The organism is Streptomyces sp. NPDC026589 (assembly GCF_040638385.1).
GTDB lineage: Bacteria > Actinomycetota > Actinomycetes > Streptomycetales > Streptomycetaceae > Streptomyces.
In genome coordinates this window covers 1-15,047 of the sequence record NZ_JBEZYG010000022.1, presented here as the reverse complement: position 1 = coordinate 15,047, position 15,047 = coordinate 1, and the positions used below count along the sequence as shown (strand labels likewise).

General features: G+C 68.2%; 19 protein-coding genes. 6 read left to right on the top strand and 13 right to left on the bottom strand.

Annotated elements, in window-relative coordinates; translation table 11 throughout:
* Positions 1–131: 131 nt before the first annotated feature.
* The 7 genes from AB0F29_RS30845 to AB0F29_RS30815 form a co-directional block, all read right to left on the bottom strand.
* Positions 132–329: a hypothetical protein gene (locus AB0F29_RS30845; RefSeq protein WP_361878890.1), complete on the bottom strand. Its 198-nt coding sequence runs from the start codon at positions 327–329 to the stop codon at positions 132–134.
* Positions 330–380: 51 nt separating this feature from the next.
* Positions 381–614 carry a hypothetical protein gene (locus tag AB0F29_RS30840; protein ID WP_361878887.1) on the bottom strand — a complete coding sequence of 78 codons (234 nt, stop codon included), beginning with the start codon at positions 612–614 and terminating at the stop codon, positions 381–383.
* Positions 615–689: 75 nt separating this feature from the next.
* Positions 690–1,196: an NUDIX domain-containing protein gene (locus AB0F29_RS30835; RefSeq protein WP_361878884.1), complete on the bottom strand. Its 507-nt coding sequence runs from the start codon at positions 1,194–1,196 to the stop codon at positions 690–692.
* A 169-nt stretch (positions 1,197–1,365) separates the two neighbouring features.
* The gene (locus AB0F29_RS30830) at positions 1,366–2,175 is read right to left on the bottom strand and encodes an aminoglycoside phosphotransferase (protein ID WP_361878881.1); all 810 of its coding nucleotides are present in this window, start codon (positions 2,173–2,175) and stop codon (positions 1,366–1,368) included.
* A gap of 77 nt (positions 2,176–2,252) precedes the next feature.
* Positions 2,253–2,390: a hypothetical protein gene (locus tag AB0F29_RS30825; RefSeq protein WP_361878878.1), complete on the bottom strand. Its 138-nt coding sequence runs from the start codon at positions 2,388–2,390 to the stop codon at positions 2,253–2,255.
* Positions 2,391–2,393: 3 nt separating this feature from the next.
* Positions 2,394–3,506, bottom strand: coding sequence for a radical SAM protein (locus tag AB0F29_RS30820; protein WP_361878875.1), 1,113 nt, complete (start codon positions 3,504–3,506; stop codon positions 2,394–2,396).
* Positions 3,494–3,937 (bottom strand): ATP-binding protein, encoded by a 444-nt coding sequence (locus tag AB0F29_RS30815; RefSeq protein WP_361878872.1) that lies wholly within the window; start codon positions 3,935–3,937, stop codon positions 3,494–3,496. Before AB0F29_RS30815 ends, AB0F29_RS30820 begins: the two co-directional genes overlap by 13 nt.
* 158 nt (positions 3,938–4,095) lie before the next feature.
* On the opposite strand from AB0F29_RS30815, the gene AB0F29_RS30810 reads away from it, so the two are divergent.
* Positions 4,096–5,406, top strand: coding sequence for a helix-turn-helix domain-containing protein (locus AB0F29_RS30810; protein WP_361878869.1), 1,311 nt, complete (start codon positions 4,096–4,098; stop codon positions 5,404–5,406).
* Between the two features lie 4 nt (positions 5,407–5,410).
* Here AB0F29_RS30810 and AB0F29_RS30805 read toward each other — a convergent pair whose 3' ends face one another.
* Both AB0F29_RS30805 and sodN read right to left on the bottom strand, forming a co-directional pair.
* Positions 5,411–5,953, bottom strand: coding sequence for an NUDIX hydrolase (locus AB0F29_RS30805; RefSeq protein WP_361878866.1), 543 nt, complete (start codon positions 5,951–5,953; stop codon positions 5,411–5,413).
* Positions 5,954–6,256: 303 nt separating this feature from the next.
* On the bottom strand, positions 6,257–6,652 hold the full coding sequence (gene sodN / locus AB0F29_RS30800) for a superoxide dismutase, Ni (RefSeq protein WP_018959076.1): 396 nt from the start codon (positions 6,650–6,652) through the stop codon (positions 6,257–6,259).
* Between the two features lie 188 nt (positions 6,653–6,840).
* Here sodN and sodX point away from each other — a divergent pair, with 188 nt between their 5' ends.
* Positions 6,841–7,269, top strand: a complete 429-nt coding sequence (gene sodX, locus AB0F29_RS30795) for a nickel-type superoxide dismutase maturation protease (protein ID WP_361878863.1) — start codon at positions 6,841–6,843, stop codon at positions 7,267–7,269.
* Here sodX and AB0F29_RS30790 read toward each other — a convergent pair.
* Complete coding sequence (locus tag AB0F29_RS30790) at positions 7,182–7,802, bottom strand: CGNR zinc finger domain-containing protein (RefSeq protein ID WP_361878860.1); 621 nt, start codon at positions 7,800–7,802, stop codon at positions 7,182–7,184. The two genes, sodX and AB0F29_RS30790, sit on opposite strands and share 88 nt — an antisense overlap.
* Positions 7,803–7,890: 88 nt before the next feature.
* Here AB0F29_RS30790 and AB0F29_RS30785 point away from each other — a divergent pair, with 88 nt between their 5' ends.
* The 3 genes from AB0F29_RS30785 (at position 7,891) to AB0F29_RS30775 (ending at position 10,151) form a co-directional block, all read left to right on the top strand.
* A complete protein-coding gene (locus AB0F29_RS30785) occupies positions 7,891–8,652 on the top strand; it encodes a class I SAM-dependent methyltransferase (protein WP_361878857.1) in 762 nt (253 codons plus the stop codon).
* A 213-nt stretch (positions 8,653–8,865) separates the two neighbouring features.
* Complete coding sequence (locus AB0F29_RS30780; RefSeq protein ID WP_361878854.1) at positions 8,866–9,354, top strand: SigE family RNA polymerase sigma factor; 489 nt, start codon at positions 8,866–8,868, stop codon at positions 9,352–9,354.
* A complete protein-coding gene (locus AB0F29_RS30775; protein WP_361878851.1) occupies positions 9,351–10,151 on the top strand; it encodes a hypothetical protein in 801 nt (266 codons plus the stop codon). The genes AB0F29_RS30780 and AB0F29_RS30775 overlap by 4 nt, the downstream gene beginning before the upstream one ends.
* Positions 10,152–10,249: 98 nt before the next feature.
* Here the strand turns inward: AB0F29_RS30775 and AB0F29_RS30770 are convergent, their stop codons facing one another.
* From AB0F29_RS30770 to AB0F29_RS30760, 3 genes are read right to left on the bottom strand one after another with little or no spacing between them, the layout of a single operon-like run.
* On the bottom strand, positions 10,250–11,014 hold the full coding sequence (locus tag AB0F29_RS30770; RefSeq protein WP_361878848.1) for an amino acid ABC transporter ATP-binding protein: 765 nt from the start codon (positions 11,012–11,014) through the stop codon (positions 10,250–10,252).
* Positions 11,011–11,979: an amino acid ABC transporter permease gene (locus tag AB0F29_RS30765; protein WP_361878845.1), complete on the bottom strand. Its 969-nt coding sequence runs from the start codon at positions 11,977–11,979 to the stop codon at positions 11,011–11,013. Before AB0F29_RS30765 ends, AB0F29_RS30770 begins: the two co-directional genes overlap by 4 nt.
* Before the next feature lie 28 nt (positions 11,980–12,007).
* Positions 12,008–12,970, bottom strand: a complete 963-nt coding sequence (locus tag AB0F29_RS30760) for an ABC transporter substrate-binding protein (RefSeq protein WP_361878842.1) — start codon at positions 12,968–12,970, stop codon at positions 12,008–12,010.
* 526 nt (positions 12,971–13,496) lie between these two features.
* Here AB0F29_RS30760 and AB0F29_RS30755 point away from each other — a divergent pair.
* The gene (locus AB0F29_RS30755; RefSeq protein WP_361878839.1) at positions 13,497–14,750 is read left to right on the top strand and encodes an NADP-dependent malic enzyme; all 1,254 of its coding nucleotides are present in this window, start codon (positions 13,497–13,499) and stop codon (positions 14,748–14,750) included.
* Positions 14,751–15,047: the final 297 nt, after the last annotated feature.

Here is a 15,047-nt window from a genome sequence, read left to right as displayed (position 1 = left end):
GGGGACCTCGCTGTCCTGGTGAGCCGACAAATAAGACGAGACGGTCCGTCTCGCTTCAAGATTAACGCATCGCCGGACGCGGAACCACCCACTCAGTCGTCGGCCGCGACGAGGAGAGTGATCCGTCCGGCTTAGCGGTCGATGAGCACGAACTCGTGGAAGTGGTCGTGCACACGACCCCAGTCATGAGTGGCCTCGTCCCCCAGCCCGCTCAGGTAGCAGATGTGGTCGGCCACCGCCAGGCGGTCGAACACCCCGTCCTGTAGATCCGCCTCCAGCTCGGCGGGCACGTCCCCGAACTGGTTCACCCACCCCCACAGGACGTACACGCTCCTCTCCCGGCTGACGGCTTCGTAGGCGTCGGGGGAGAGCAGTCTCAGTCAGTACGGGCCGTGCCTGGGCCCGTCCGACAGGACTCCGCCGCCCGCGTAGTCGTCCCGGAACTGTTCATGCCCTATGAGCGCCGAGAGCAGTTCCTGAGCTTCGCCGGACTCGGCTGGGAACCGCAAATGTTTGAGATCGACCCACCTGTAGCTGTGTGACCTCGGGTCCCGGAATTTGTAGTTCCGGAAATTGATGAAGGCACTGGCCTCATGGGTGAGCGGGTTGTCCATAGCGCCACAGCTTAGGATTCGAACAAGGTCACTCGGCGGCCGGCCGCCGATCAGCCGCGTGAACAACCCTGCGAGTCAGTACATCTCGCGCCAGCCGTTGAGCGAGACTTGCGGGCCTCCCGTGAGGTAGCGATGGAGCGCGCTGTCGGTGGTCTCCACGAATTCCTCGGGGATGGCGTTGACGTCGACCCAGCGGACCTGGGAGTGCTTGTGGGGTTCGCGGTTCTCGGGTTCGCCGGTCCACTCGTGGGCGGTGAAGACGACGGTGAGGAAGCCGTTGGGGGCTTCGACGCCCCAGGCGCCGTGGATGATGTGGGCGACCTTGAGAGACTCGGGCTTCACGGTGAGGCCGGTCTCCTCATGGAGTTCGCGGACCGCGGTCTCGGTGATGGGCTCGCCGGGTTCGCTCTTGCCGACCGGCAGGTCCCACATGCCTTGGGCGAACTTGGCGTTCTCGCTGCGTTTGAGTAGGACGACGCGGTTGGTGGCCCTGTCATGGACGATGACCGCAGCGACCAGCAGGGTCATCGATTCGAGCGCCGGCTTGAGGGCCTTCGGCTGGTCGCCGGTCTGCTGGGGCATGGGGGTCCCTTCATAGGACTGATTGTCGAGCGAGGGCTCCGAGGGGCCGCCGTAGCACTTCCGCGGAAGAGATCAGTTCGGAAGGTTCGCCGACCTGTCTGTGCTCAGGAGCACGAGATCAACGTGCGGGGGGCTGCGCCACGGTTGATCCATCCGCAGGCTGCGTCCGTCAGGAGCGATTGCTTCGATGCTGTTGCCAGAGCCGTGCGGCGTTGAGCAAGTTCATTGTCCAGTCGTCTGGAGCGGAGCCCGCGATCTCCTCCCAGAGGTTCGCGCTGGCGTCGGCGAAGGCGTCCACTGCTCGGGGTGGTGCCAATGCCCAGGCGGGAAGCAACGAGACCGTCTCCTCTGCGGCTGATGGCGTGTGGCCCGCCGCGACGAGCCAGATGATCCAGTGAGCTGGATCGATCCAGGCGGCCCCGCGGGTGGCCCAGCCCCAGTCGACGAGGTGAGCACGGTCGTGGGTGATGAGAACGTTGTGGTTGTTCCAGTCGGTGTGGAGCAGCGCGTTCCCTGCGAAAGCTTCCGCGTCGGCGGGATCGGCGACGTAGCCAGCCAAGCGTTGTTCGGCGTGCCGGAGTTCGATGTCAGGGCAAGGGAGAGAGACGAGCTCCCTGAGGGCCCCGGTCACTTTGGGCAAGTCGAGGGAGCCTGGAGAGTAGTCGGCATGGTGGCCGTCGATGGCCTCAAAGCCCAGGAGATCCCAGCCGTCGGCGATAACGTGGAAGAGCAGGCGCGGGGCGATCGGGGTCACGTACGGGTTGATGTCTGCCTCGCGTTGCTGCGTCCAGACCCAGCGTTGGTCGGAGCGCAGGCCCTTGAGGAAGACGACTCCGTCGGCGGTGTGTGCAAGCGCGGAGAGGGAGCTGTTGAGACCGGTACTGACGTCTTCGACCTTGAGAATCGAGCCGATCTCGGCCTCGATGGCGGTACGAGCGCCAGAGGGGAGACCGGCGAAGGTGATGGAGGGTGCGGGCATGGCCGTCAGGTTTCCAGATCTACGCGCCAACAGGGGCCTCCGGCGCGACGTTCCGCCGAAAGCCCCTGAAGGGATGGTCAGTTGTACGGGTTGTCGTCCCCGCAGCCGGGCGTGGCGGCCGCAGCGAAGGAGTCCACGTCGTCGATGAGGATGATCTCCGCATCAGGCTCGGACGGCGGGCGGATGGGGGCGATCTCGACTGATACGGCGGTCATGGTTCAGCTCCTTGTAGTCGCGTGTTGGCAGTACCTGTCCAGTGGTGCCTTCGCCTCCTGGTAGACCTTGGCCAGCGGTCGGCAGACCCGGCAGATGCCGGAGAGCTGGCAGCCGGTGCAGCCACCGGTGCGAAGCATCAGAGAGTCGGCGATGCCGCCAAGGCGGCTCAGGCCCTCGACTCCCGTGGTCATGAGGGGGATCGCTTCGTCACGGCCGACCTTGCAGATGGTCGCCATGCCGTGCGGGTCGACGTGGAAGAAGGTGTGGCCGGCGTTGCAGCCGTGGAAGGGTTCGCGATCTGCGAGGTGGTCCGGGGCCTGGGTGGCGAGGGTTTCCGCGCCGCCGTAGATGGTCGGCGACATGTGGGTGTACTCGCGGTACGGTAGGTCGTAGCGGCCGGCGAAGGCGCGCATCTGGTCGGCCTCATGGGCGTTGTGCCGCGTGATGATCAAGGCGAGATCGAGGGGTAGCCCAGCTTCGTGGGCTGCATCCAGTCCTTTGACGAACATGCGGTACGCGCCCCGGCGCCGGGTCAGTCCGTCGTAGGACTCTGCTGTGGCCCCGTACAGGCTGAGTGTGATCCGGTTCGGCCTCAAGCGAGTCAGCAGGGCGAGGTTCTTCGGTGCGGCAAGACGCGAGCCATTGGTGAGGATCTCGACCATCATGCCCAGCTCGTACGCCAGCCGGTACGTCTCGGGGAACAGTTTGTCGATCATCGGCTCACCGCCTGTGAGCTGGAGCCAAAGCACCCCCGAGTCCCTGATGGCGTGCAGCAGGCGTTCGCGCTCGGGCCACTCCAGGCCGGCGAATCGCTTCAGGCCGAGGTAGCAGTGTTCGCAGTCGTAGTTGCAGCCGAGGTTCAGCTCGTACGAGGCGCGCCCGTATGCATATGGAGAGCGGGAACGAACCAGCACAGTTTCATCGAGGTGTCGGTCGCTGAGATCGATCTTCCAAGCTTGACGGGCTACGTCGGCCAGCCACGCGGGCACTGCTGAGGTACCCGATGCGGTGTGCAGTTCGTCGTACCGGTGAGTGGGAAGGCGCGCTGCCTTCGGGTTGCCCGGCCGTACGAGGAGGTGGTGGTCGAGGTATGGGGCAGCGATCAGCTCGTGCATACGGACTCCTCGCTCGGGCTGCTGAGGATCAGGCGGGCCCAGACGGTCTTGCCGATCGGGTGGCGGTCGTGGTGGCCGGTTTCTTCAGAGAGCGCTGCGACGAGAAGCAGGCCCCTGCCGCCTTCGTCGTCCTCCCCGGCCTGGGTGGGGCGGGGAGGGGTGCGGCCAGCATCGGAGACTTCGACCAGGCAGTGTGGACCGTCAACAGTCAGCCGAACTTCGAAGAGGTGCCCTCGTCTGCCGCCGTGCTGGACGGCATTGGCAGAGAGCTCTCCGCAGACGAGGACCACCAGGTCGATGTCCTCCTGGCCGTATCCCCAGCTCGCGAGCGTCTTGGAGACGAGGGCGCGGGCCAGGGGCACGCACTTGCGTACCGGGCTGAACTGCATCTGCCACCGCAACGGGGTGGTCTGTCGGTCGTGCGTCGTCATCGCGTGCATCGCGTCCCCTCGTCGCGGGCGGGCTGTGGGACACAAGTTCACCGCTGCGGCGATCACAGAATCAGGTCACGGTGATTACCCAACGTGGGTAATCTCATCAGCAGTCGGTCCCATGTCAGTCCGTCCGAACGGGCGAGTGAGGGGGATGAGTGGCACGCTCGCAGGCCCACCGGGCCCTGCCGGCCGACCTGCTGGCCAGCGCGGCATGGCAGGAAGCCTGTCGCGCTCGGGACTTTGCCCGCATCTTTCGGCTGGTCAAAGTCAAGGCCGGGATCTACCCGTCGCGGATCGCCGCGCTGTGCGGCATGACGCCGAGCAGAGTCGGCGAGATCATGGCGGGGCGGCGCGGCTTGGCGCACATCGACGTGATCGAGCGCGTCGCCGACGGCCTGCGCATCCCCGGTGCGATGCTCGGCCTGGCCCACCGACCCTGGGAGATCCCTGCCCCAGCTCGCACCGAGGAGAGGCCGCCCGAGCCCTCTCCTGCTGTACCGGGCGAACCTCAGCGCACCGAACCGGCAGAGGAATTGGACGACCTTCTCGCTCTGGTCGACGGCCGTGCCACCCGTTCCACCCTCACAGCCCTGCGCTCCTCGGTCCAGGACTACTGGCGGCGAGACAACGCACACGGCGGTGCGACCCTGCGGCCGGCCGTCGTGGGACACCTGCGCTATGTCGGCCGCCTCCTCGACTCTGCCGAGGGTGGCTTACGGCACGACCTCCAAGGGGTTGCGGCCGAGCTGGCACGGCTTTCCGGCTGGGCCTACTTCGACGCCCGTCAGTACAGCACCGCTCGCACCTACTTCACCCAGGCGCTCAAGCTCTCCCACACGCAAGGCGACAGCCTCTTCATGGCCAATGTGCTGTCCTGCATGAGCCTGCTGGCCACCTATGACGGCAACCCGAACGATGCCGTGGCCCTTGCATGCCGTGCCCAGGACGCGGCCCGCGCCGCCGGCGAACAGCCGCTCGTCATGTCGATGCTGCACTTGCGAGAAGCGTTCGCCCATGCTGCCCTTCGAGACGCCCAGGCTTGCCACCAGGCCGTGGATCGCTCCCGTGACCAGTACGAACGCTCACGCGGACACGAAGTCGAGGCGCCTGACTGGGTCCAGTACTTCGACGAGACGAAACTCCTCGTCGACACCGGCATCGCCTACGCGCGCCTCGGCGAACCAGCCCGCGCCGAACCCCTCATCACTGAGGGCTTACGTCGAGAAAATGCCGACCAACAGCGAGGCCGGGCCTTCCACGCTTACTGGCTGGCCAGCGCCCAGCTCCAGCTGGGCAAACTCGACGAGGCATGCACCAGCGCCAGCCTCGCCCTCGACCTCGCCGCAGCCATTGACTCGCCACGAGTGAGCAGCCACGTCCAGGAACTTCACCGCCGAATGCTGCCCTACGCACGCGAAGCCCCCGTCCTCGTCTTCGAGCAACGCCTGCGTGAAGTCCTCGGCTGACCTCTTACGAGGAACTGCCGGTCGCCTCGTCCAACAGCAGGTACAGCAGACCGACCAGGCTGCCGCTGCTCACGACCTCACGGCGGTCGATCATGCCTCGGATCTCGGAGATCGGGTTCCACTCGATCCGGTCGGACTCGTTCAGTTCGGTCGGAGGGCCGGCATACGAGGCGGCCTCGGCGCGGAAGACGAAGTGCTCGGAATCCGTGATGCCGTTCGCGGGCTGCGCGTAAACCAGCGGCTTGACGCTCTCCACCCGCCACCCGGTCTCCTCCTCCACCTCGCGAGCGGCAGCCTGCTCGGGGGTCTCGTCGGCCTCGATGAGGCCCATCGGAAGTTCCCAGCCCCAGGTGTCGGTGATGAACCGGTGCCGCCACATCATCAGCACGCGCTTCTGGTCGTCGACCACGGCCGCCACGGCCAGGTGCCGCATCCGGACCACATGGTGCTCCCACCGCCGGCCGTCAGGCTGCTGGACGTCCACGAGCCAGAGATTCACCCATGGGTTGTCGTAGATCTGCCGCTCACCATGGACGGTCCACTGCATGAGTTCAGCTCCCTCGCTTCAGTGAAGCTCCCATCATGTCACTTTGACGAGAATTCGTCCGCCGAGTTGGGGCATCATCGCCAACTCCGGCGAGCAAGGAACCTTTGTGTTCAGCAGGGCGCGGGCACAGTTGGTCCTCGGCCGACGTGACTGCCGGGATCACACTGCGGATGCGGGCGCTCCCGTCGGAAAACACCGCACCCGGCCCGCCGAGCCGCCGAAATCGGCGACCGGCGGACCGGGTGCGGTCCGATGGGCGGCTTCACCGGCCACTACGCGCCGGGACAACCGGTTCCACCAGGATCAGGCCTTCTTGGTCTCCCAGAAGATCCGGTCGATCTCGGCGATCAGGTCCAGAGCCTTCTGGCCCGTCTTCGGGTCGTTCGAGCCCTTGGCCGCGGAGAGCGCCTTCAGGGTGTCGTTGACCAGCTGGTGCAGCTCCGGGTACTTCTCGAAGTGCGGGGGCTTGAAGTAGTCGCTCCAGAGCACCGAGACGTGGTGCTTCGCGAGCTCGGCGCGCTGTTCCTTGATCAGGACGGCGCGGGTGCGGAAGTCCGCGTCCTCGTTGGCCTGGTACTTCTCCTGGACGGCCTTGACCGACTCGGCCTCGATGCGGGCCTGGGCCGGGTCGTACACGCCGCAGGGCAGGTCGCAGTGGGCGCTGACCTTCACCTTGGGGGCAAACAGGCGGGAAAGCATGGAGCTGTCCTCCTCGTGATCGTCTTCTCAGGTGGGACATTACTCCGTGGAGCGCCGCTTTCCGTGGCTGCCCCAGGGGCTTAGGTCAAAAGTCCGGTGTGAGAATCGGGCCGTCGGCCGAACGTACGGAGTGACGCTCGGGCGATGTGCTGACGATGTGGTGGAGGAGGAACCGGGAGGTGCCGGAGATGCCGGAGCGGCGACAGGTGTCCGGAGGCGGGCGGGTGACGCGGCGTCCGTTGCGGGTGGTGGAGGTGACGGGGCCCTCGATGGTGCCCACGCTCTACCACGGCGACCTGCTGCTCGTGCAGTACGGGGTGCCCGTGAGCCCCGGTGACGTGGTGATCCTGCGGCACCCCTTCCAGCAGGACCTGCTGGTGGTCAAGCGGGCCACCGAGCGGCGGCCCGGCGGCTGGTGGGTGCGGGGTGACAACACCTTCGCGGGCGGGGACAGCACCGACTACGGGACCGTGCCGGAGGAGCTGGTGCTGGCCCGGGTGCGGGCCCGCTACCGGCCCCTGGCGAAGGGTCAGCGGTCGGTGACGGCGGTGCTCGGCTGGGCGGTCTCCGCGCTGCGGCCGGTGCGCTCGGCCTCCTCGCGCTTGCGGGCCCGGTAGGCGGCCACGTTCGCGCGGGTCGCGCAGCGGTCCGAGCAGTAGCGCCTGGAGCGGTTGGTGGAGGTGTCCAGGTAGGCGTTGCGGCACGGCGCCGCCTCGCACAGGCCGAGGCGGTCCACGCCGTGCTCGGTGAGGTGGAAGGCCAGGCCCATCGCCGCGATGGCCGCGTAGCCGGCGGTCGCGTTCGACGGGTGGTCGGCCAGATGCATGTGCCAGTCCGGCCTGCCGTCCTGGTCGCGTACGTCGTGCCCCGAGATCTGCGGGCTCACCGGGAACTCCAGCAGCAGCGAGTTCAGCAGGTCGACCGCGAGCGTCTCGTCGTCCCCGTCCGCCGCGTCGAAGACCGAGCGCAGCCTTGCCCGTACGGAACGGAACCGGGTCACGTCCGCGTCCGTCGTCCGCCGCGCCGCCTGCTGATTGGCTCCGAACAGCTCCCGGACCGCCTCGACGGAGGTGAGGGCGTCCTTGTTGCGGGCCGGCTCCTCGGTGTTGACCAGACGCACGGCGTAGTCCGAGTAATAGGCCAGTTCCACTTGTAGTCCTTACGGTGTCGGTCTAGAGTCTGGGTGTCGGCCAGTGTAATGGTCGATTGACGTAAACGGGCATTACGTGGAGGTTGGCGTGACAGAGACGGCTACGGGCACCGACTGGCAGTCCTGGCAGGAGAGCTGGGACCGGCAGCAGGAGTGGTACATGCCCGACCGCGAGGAGCGGTTCCGGGTGATGCTGGACATGGTCGAGGCGGTCGTCGGAACGGAACCGCGGGTGCTCGACCTCGCGTGCGGTACGGGAAGTATTACGGACCGGCTCCTCAAGCGGTTCCCGAACGCCACGAGCACCGGAGTCGATCTCGACCCCGCGCTCCTGGCCATCGCCCGCGGTACCTTCGAGGGCGACGACCGGGTCGCCTTCGTCACCGCCGATCTCAAGGACCCCGACTGGACGGCCCGGCTGCCCCACACCTCGTACGACGCCGTCCTCACCGCCACCGCCCTGCACTGGCTGCACAGGGACCCGCTCACCACGCTCTACGGGCAGATCGGCGGCCTCGTCCGGGACGGTGGGGTGTTCATGAACGCCGACCGCACGATCGACCCGGCCACCCCCCGCATCAACGCCGCCGAAGGCGCCCACCGGCACGCCGCGATGGACCGCGCCAAGGCCGCCGGGGCGCTGGACTGGGCCGAGTGGTGGGCCGTCGCCGCGAAGGACCCCGTCCTGGCCGCGCCCACCGCCGAGCGGTTCGCGATCTACGGCGAGCACGCGGACGGCGACATGCCCTCCGCCGACTGGCACGCCCGCACCCTGCTGGCCTCCGGCTTCGGTGAGGCCCGCGCGGTCTGGGCGTCCCCCTCGGACACCCTGGTCCTCGCCGTGAAGTAGCCGCCCGGAGTTACCGCCCGCGAACGGCGGCAGCCGCATGGCGGTGAGAGGGACGGTACGGGCTTCGGGCCCGTACCGCCCCCTTTTCTTTGCCGCTGCCCGCAACCTCTGCCGGGCCCCGGCGCACTGGAAGGGTGAGACGGTCCGCCGCCGCGGGCCGGGGAACGCGGAGTGAAGGGGGCAGGGAATTGTCAGTTCCGGGGAGGGTCCCGTATGCGGGCCGATGACGACGCGGCGCTGCACGACTTCGTGGAGGGCCGGCGCACCGCGCTGTTCCGCAGCGCCTATCTGCTCTGCGGAGACCGGCACGAGGCCGAGGACCTCGTCCAGAGCGCCCTGGTCAAGGTCGTCCTCGGCGGCCGGCGCCACGGACGGCTCGACAACATCGAGGCGTACGCCCGTAAGACGCTGGTCAACACGTTCATCGCGAGCCGTCGGAGGTTCTGGCGGCGGGAGCGGGCGTACGGCGAACTGCCCGACCGCCCGGGGAACCCGGCCGACACGGACACCGGTCTGGTCGTCAGGGAGGCGCTCGCCCGGCTCACGGCCAGACAGCGGGCGGTGCTGGTGCTCCGCTACTGGGAGGACCTGAGCGTGGAGGCCACGGCAGAGGCGCTCGGGATGCGGACGAACACGGTCAAGAGCCACACGGCTCGGGGCCTGGCGGCGCTGCGCGCCGGGATGGCGGAGGAATTGGTATGAACGACGTCCGTGAACTGCTCGACCGCGCCGCCGAGGGAGCGGGGAAGCCCGCGTTCGCCGCCGAGGCCGTGTACGCGAAGGCCGCCCGGATCCGCAGGCGCCGCCGGGCCGCCGCCTCGGCCGCCGTCCTCGCGGTGGTCGCCGCCGGGGCGTTCGCCCTGCCCCGGGCGGGCGGCACCGAGGACCCCGCGCACACCTCGGTGGCCTCGGCCGGGCCGTCCGCCTCCCCGACGACGTCGGCTTCGGCTCCCGCGTCGGCCAAGGCCGAACGGCTGGCCGCGCTGCTGCCGCCGGACGTGGGGGAGATCGAGGAGGTGTCGCTCCTCGCCCTCATCAAGGGGGTGACACCCGAACAGGCGCAGACCGTCCATCTCGGTCCGCTGGACGGGCAGTACGCGTTCCGCAAGGACGGTGCCGTCGGCTATCTGGTGCTTTCCCTGGAGGACCGGGAGGCGGTGGAGAAGAAGACGGGTCGCCCGGCCGATCCGGACGAGGACCTCTGCGTCCGGGTGGGCCACGAGCCGTCCCGTACCGACTGCGAGCGGGAGGTGCTCCCCGACGGCCGGACCCTGACGACGTGGCACGACACGATGGACGTCGAGGGGGAGGACAGCGTCGACTGGGGGCCCGAGCTGGTCGGCCGGCTCGTCCAGCGAGACGGCTCGCAGTTCCTCGTACGCTCCAGCACCGGTTTCGAGGGCACCGGCAACCAGGGGCCGCTGCTGTCGGAGCCCCCGCTCTCCCGGCAGCAGCTGAAGGAGCTGCTCACCGGCCCGGAGGTGCTGCCGACGGGCTGAGGGCGCGGTCGCGGACTCGGGGGTGCGCACCGGGCGCGGCCGGACGCGCGGGAGGGCGGTACGGGCCGTGGTCCGTACCGCCCTCCCGTACGCGCGCCTTACAGCACCTTGGACAGGAACGACTTCGTCCGGTCGTGCTGCGGGTTGGTCAGCACGTCACGCGGGTGGCCCGACTCGACCACCACGCCGTCGTCCATGAAGACCAGCGCGTCTCCCACCTCGCGGGCGAAGCCCATCTCGTGGGTGACGACGATCATCGTCATACCGTCCTCGGCCAGGCCGCGCATGACGTCCAGGACGTCGCCGACCAGCTCCGGGTCGAGTGCGGACGTCGGCTCGTCGAAGAGCATCAGCTTCGGCTCCATCGCCAGCGCGCGGGCGATGGCCACGCGCTGCTGCTGCCCGCCGGACAGCTGGGTGGGGTAGTTCCCCGCCTTGTCGGAGAGGCCCACCCGGTCGAGCAGCTTCTCGGCGCGGTCCCGGGCCACGGCCCTGGACTCGCCCTTGACCTGGACCGGGGCCTCCATGACGTTCTCGATGGCCGTCATGTGCGGGAACAGGTTGAAGCGCTGGAAGACCATGCCGATGTCGCGGCGCTGGAGGGCGACCTCGCTGTCCTTCAGCTCGTAGAGCCTGTCGCCCTTCTGCCGGTAGCCGACCAGCTCGCCGTCGACCGAGAGCCGGCCGGCGTTGATCTTCTCCAGGTGGTTGATGCACCGCAGGAAGGTCGACTTGCCGGAGCCGGACGGGCCGATCAGGCAGAACACCTCACGCGGAGCGACCTCAAGGTCGATGCCCTTGAGGATGTGGGCGGCGCCGAAGGACTTGTGGACGCCCTCGGCCTTCACCATGGGGGTGGTCATGCGGAGACACCTCCGGAGGGCCGGTTGCCGAACGCGGCGAGGTTGACCTTGACGCGCTGCAGCGGCGTGAGCGGCAGCGAGCGCAGCGAGCCGCGGGCGAAGCGGCGCTCCAGGTAGTACTGGCCGACGCTGAACACGCTGGTCATCACGATGTACCAGATGGACGCGACGAACAGCATCTCCATCACCGCGTACGACGTGGAGCCGATCTGCGAGGTGGAGCGGAGCAGTTCGTTGTACGTGACGGCGTAGACGAGCGAGGAGGTCTTCAGCATGTTGATGAACTCGTTGCCGGTCGGCGGGATGATCACGCGCAGCGCCTGCGGGAGGACCACGCGGCGCATGGTCTTGCCCTGGGTCATGCCCAGCGCGTGCGAGGCCTCGGTCTGGCCCTCGTCGACCGACTGGATGCCGGCCCGGCAGATCTCCGCCATGTAGGCGGCCTCGTTCAGTGCGAGCCCCAGCAGGGCGCACATGAACGGGGTCATGACGTCCGTCATCTCGTCCTTGTAGATGAACGGGATGTTCAGGACCGGGAAGATCAGCGCCAGGTTGAACCAGAGCAGCAGCTGTACGTAGACCGGGGTGCCCCGGAAGAACCAGATGTACAGCCAGGCCACCCAACTGGTGACCGGGTTCTTCGACAGCCGCATCACGGCCAGCACGACGCCGAGGATCACGCCGAGCACCATCGCGAGGACGCTGATCAGCAGGGTGCGGCCCGCACCGGCGACGACCGTGCTGTCGAACAGCTTGTCGCCCACGGCGTGCCACTGGATGTTGCCCTGCGAGAAGGCGTACCCGAGGGCGACGAGGAGGCCGATGACCACGACGCCGCTGATCCAGCGGCCGACATGGCGGACCGGAATGGCCTTGATGTTCTCCGGGGCCGGGGTGGCGCCCTTGGAGACGGACACCGGGCCGGCCGGTGAACCGGCGGGTGTCTTGTCGAACTTGTCAGTCATGGTGACTGCCCTTCAGCGAAGCGTCCGGTCACTTGCCGCCGTTGATGGCGGCCTTGTCGATCGCTCCCGTACCGGCGCCCCACTTGTCGAGCACCTTCTGGTACGAACCGTCGGCGATGATCGCGTCGACGGCCTCCTTCAGGGCGTCGCGCAGCCCGGTGTTGCCCTTCTTGACGGCGATGCCGAACGGGCCGGCGTCGACCTGCTCGCCCACGACCTCGAACGCCTTGCCGCCGTCGGCCTTGCGGGCCAGGTCGACCGCGACCGGATAGTCGTTGACGCCGACGACCGCACCGCCGGACTTGACACGGGTCTGCGCCTCGGTGTCGTTCTCGAACGCCTCGATCTTGACGGCCTTCTCGCCACCGTCCGTACAGGCCTTCGACTGCGTCTTGAGGGCCTTCTCGTACGTGGTGCCGCGCTGGACGGCCGCGGCCTTCCCGCAGAGGTCCTCGATGGACTTGATGTTCTGCGGGTTGCCCTTCTTCGTGTACACGGCGGTGCCGGCGAGGAAGTAGTCGACGAAGTCGACGCCCTCGCCCAGCTTCTTGCCCGACTCGTCCAGGCCTTCCTGGCGCTGCTTGTTGTCCGTGATCGACGACATCGCGATGTCGTGACGCCCACTGTTCAGGGCCGTGATCAGACCGTCGAAGGAACCGGAGGTGAACTCGAACTTCACCCCGAGCTGCTTGCCGAGGGCCTCGGCCAGATCGGGGTCGACGCCCACGATCTTCCCGTTCTCGACGGACTCCATCGGGGCGTATTCGGCATTCGTGCCGACCTTGATCACACCGGACTTCTGGTACTTCTCCGGCAGCTTCGAGAAGAGCGGCGCGCCGCTCTTGGTCTCCTTGCCGCTGCCTCCCTCCTGGGAGGAGCTGTCTGTCTGATCGCCACAGGCGGTGAGCAGCAGGGAGCCGGCGACCGCGATGGCGCCGATCGCCGCAATCCGGGACTTCGCGGTCGTACGACGCGTGGTGCTTGCGGTCATGTCGGGGTCCTCCGGCAGGTGAGGGTGAGGTGCTGGTGGGCGGCTTGGCACGCACCTTCGAGTGTCGCCACCTTGTGTGATGACGGCATCCTGCCATTTGGACTGGCTCATTCAGGGGTCCGGCCATGTCAAAATCGGATAACGGGCGACCCCCGAACATCAACGGCCGGTGCGCGAGGACCGGACCATCTGTGGGGATTCATTCCTCCTGCCGGAGAATCTTCGGCCTGTCTCGACTAGTGGGCGGCATTTATGCCGGTTTGCCGACTTGTCCAGATATTCGACTATGAGTCACGTCACCGCGTCGATATGGACTCGTCCGTAACACCGTCCGTCCGGTAAGAAAGACGTTTACACCCCTCATCCGGGGCTCAGGGCGCGTGTGCGGCGCGCCCGCGCGTATGTACCTCATTCCCTGCCGGGGCGGGCCAACCGCCCGGTGCGGGGCACGTACGCGGTGCCCGCCCACCCCTCCTCAACCAGGAGTGGCCACCCTCAAACGATGAAGACTTAAGGGGTCAACACCATGGCAGCGGAGATCGTCAATCCTCGCAGCGACAGCACCATCGACAGCACCGCCGGCAGCGCCATCCAGCGCACGAGCGCAGTGGACACCGGGGCCGACGAGCCCTTCGATCCGGCCTTCGCCCTCCACCGGGGCGGGAAGATGGCCGTGCAGGCCACCGTCCCGATCCGGGACAAGGACGACCTTTCCCTGGCGTACACGCCCGGTGTGGCGAAAGTGTGCAGCGCCATCGCCGACAACCCCGAGCTTGTCCACGACTACACCTGGAAGTCCCAGGTCGTGGCCGTCGTGACGGACGGCACCGCCGTGCTCGGCCTCGGCGACATCGGGCCCGAGGCGTCCCTCCCCGTCATGGAGGGCAAGGCCATCCTCTTCAAGCAGTTCGGCGGCGTCGACGCGGTGCCGATCGCGCTCGCGACCACCGACGCCGACGAGATCGTCGAGACCGTCGTCCGGCTCGCCCCCTCGTTCGGCGGGGTGAACCTGGAGGACATCTCGGCGCCCCGGTGCTTCGAGATCGAGCGCAAGCTCCAGGAGCGGCTGGACATCCCGGTCTTCCACGACGACCAGCACGGCACGGCCGTCGTCACTCTCGCCGCCCTGCGCAACGCCGCGAAGCTCTCCGGGCGGACGCTCGGCGATCTGCGCGGTGTCATCTCCGGCGCGGGCGCGGCGGGCGTCGCCATCGCCAAGTTCCTGCTGGAGGCGGGGATCGGCGACATCGCGGTGGCCGACCGCAAGGGCATCGTCAGCCGCGACCGCGACGACCTCACCGAGGTCAAGCGCGAGCTGGCCGAGCTGACCAACCGGGCCGGCCTCTCCGGTTCGCTGGAGCAGGCGCTCGCCGGTGCGGACGTCTTCATCGGCGTCTCCGGCGGTACGGTCCCGGAGGCGGCGGTGGCCTCGATGGCCCCCGGCGCGTACGTCTTCGCGATGGCCAACCCGAACCCGGAGGTCCACCCGGACGTCGCGCACAAGTACGCGGCGGTGGTGGCGACCGGGCGGTCGGACTTCCCGAACCAGATCAACAACGTGCTGGCGTTCCCGGGCATCTTCGCGGGCGCGCTCCAGGTCCGGGCCTCCCGGATCACCGAGGGCATGAAGATCGCCGCGGCGAACGCGTTGGCCGACGTGGTCGGCGACGAGCTGGCGGCGGAGTACGTGATCCCGTCGCCGTTCGACGAGCGGGTCGCCCCGGCGGTCACCGCGGCGGTGGCCGCGGCGGCCCGTGCGGAGGGTGTGGCTCGGCGCTGATGCCGCGTTGAGCGGTTGTGGGTGGCGGGGCCTGTACGGGTACGGGCCCCGCCCACTTCTTGCCCCGGGGCCCGCGCCACCAGCCTCGCCCGCACGAATAGGCCTCTCCGGCGTTCGAGGAATCGTGCCCGCACATCGAGCCTCTCCGGCGATTGAGGATCCGCGCCCGCACATCAAGCCTCTCCGGCGATTGAGGAGCGGGGTCCGGGCTCGTCCGGCACCCCGTCCGGCACCAGGCCCTCCGCCTCGCGTTCCACGAGCCCGGTGTCCAGGTCGCCGGAGACCACGTCCGGGTGG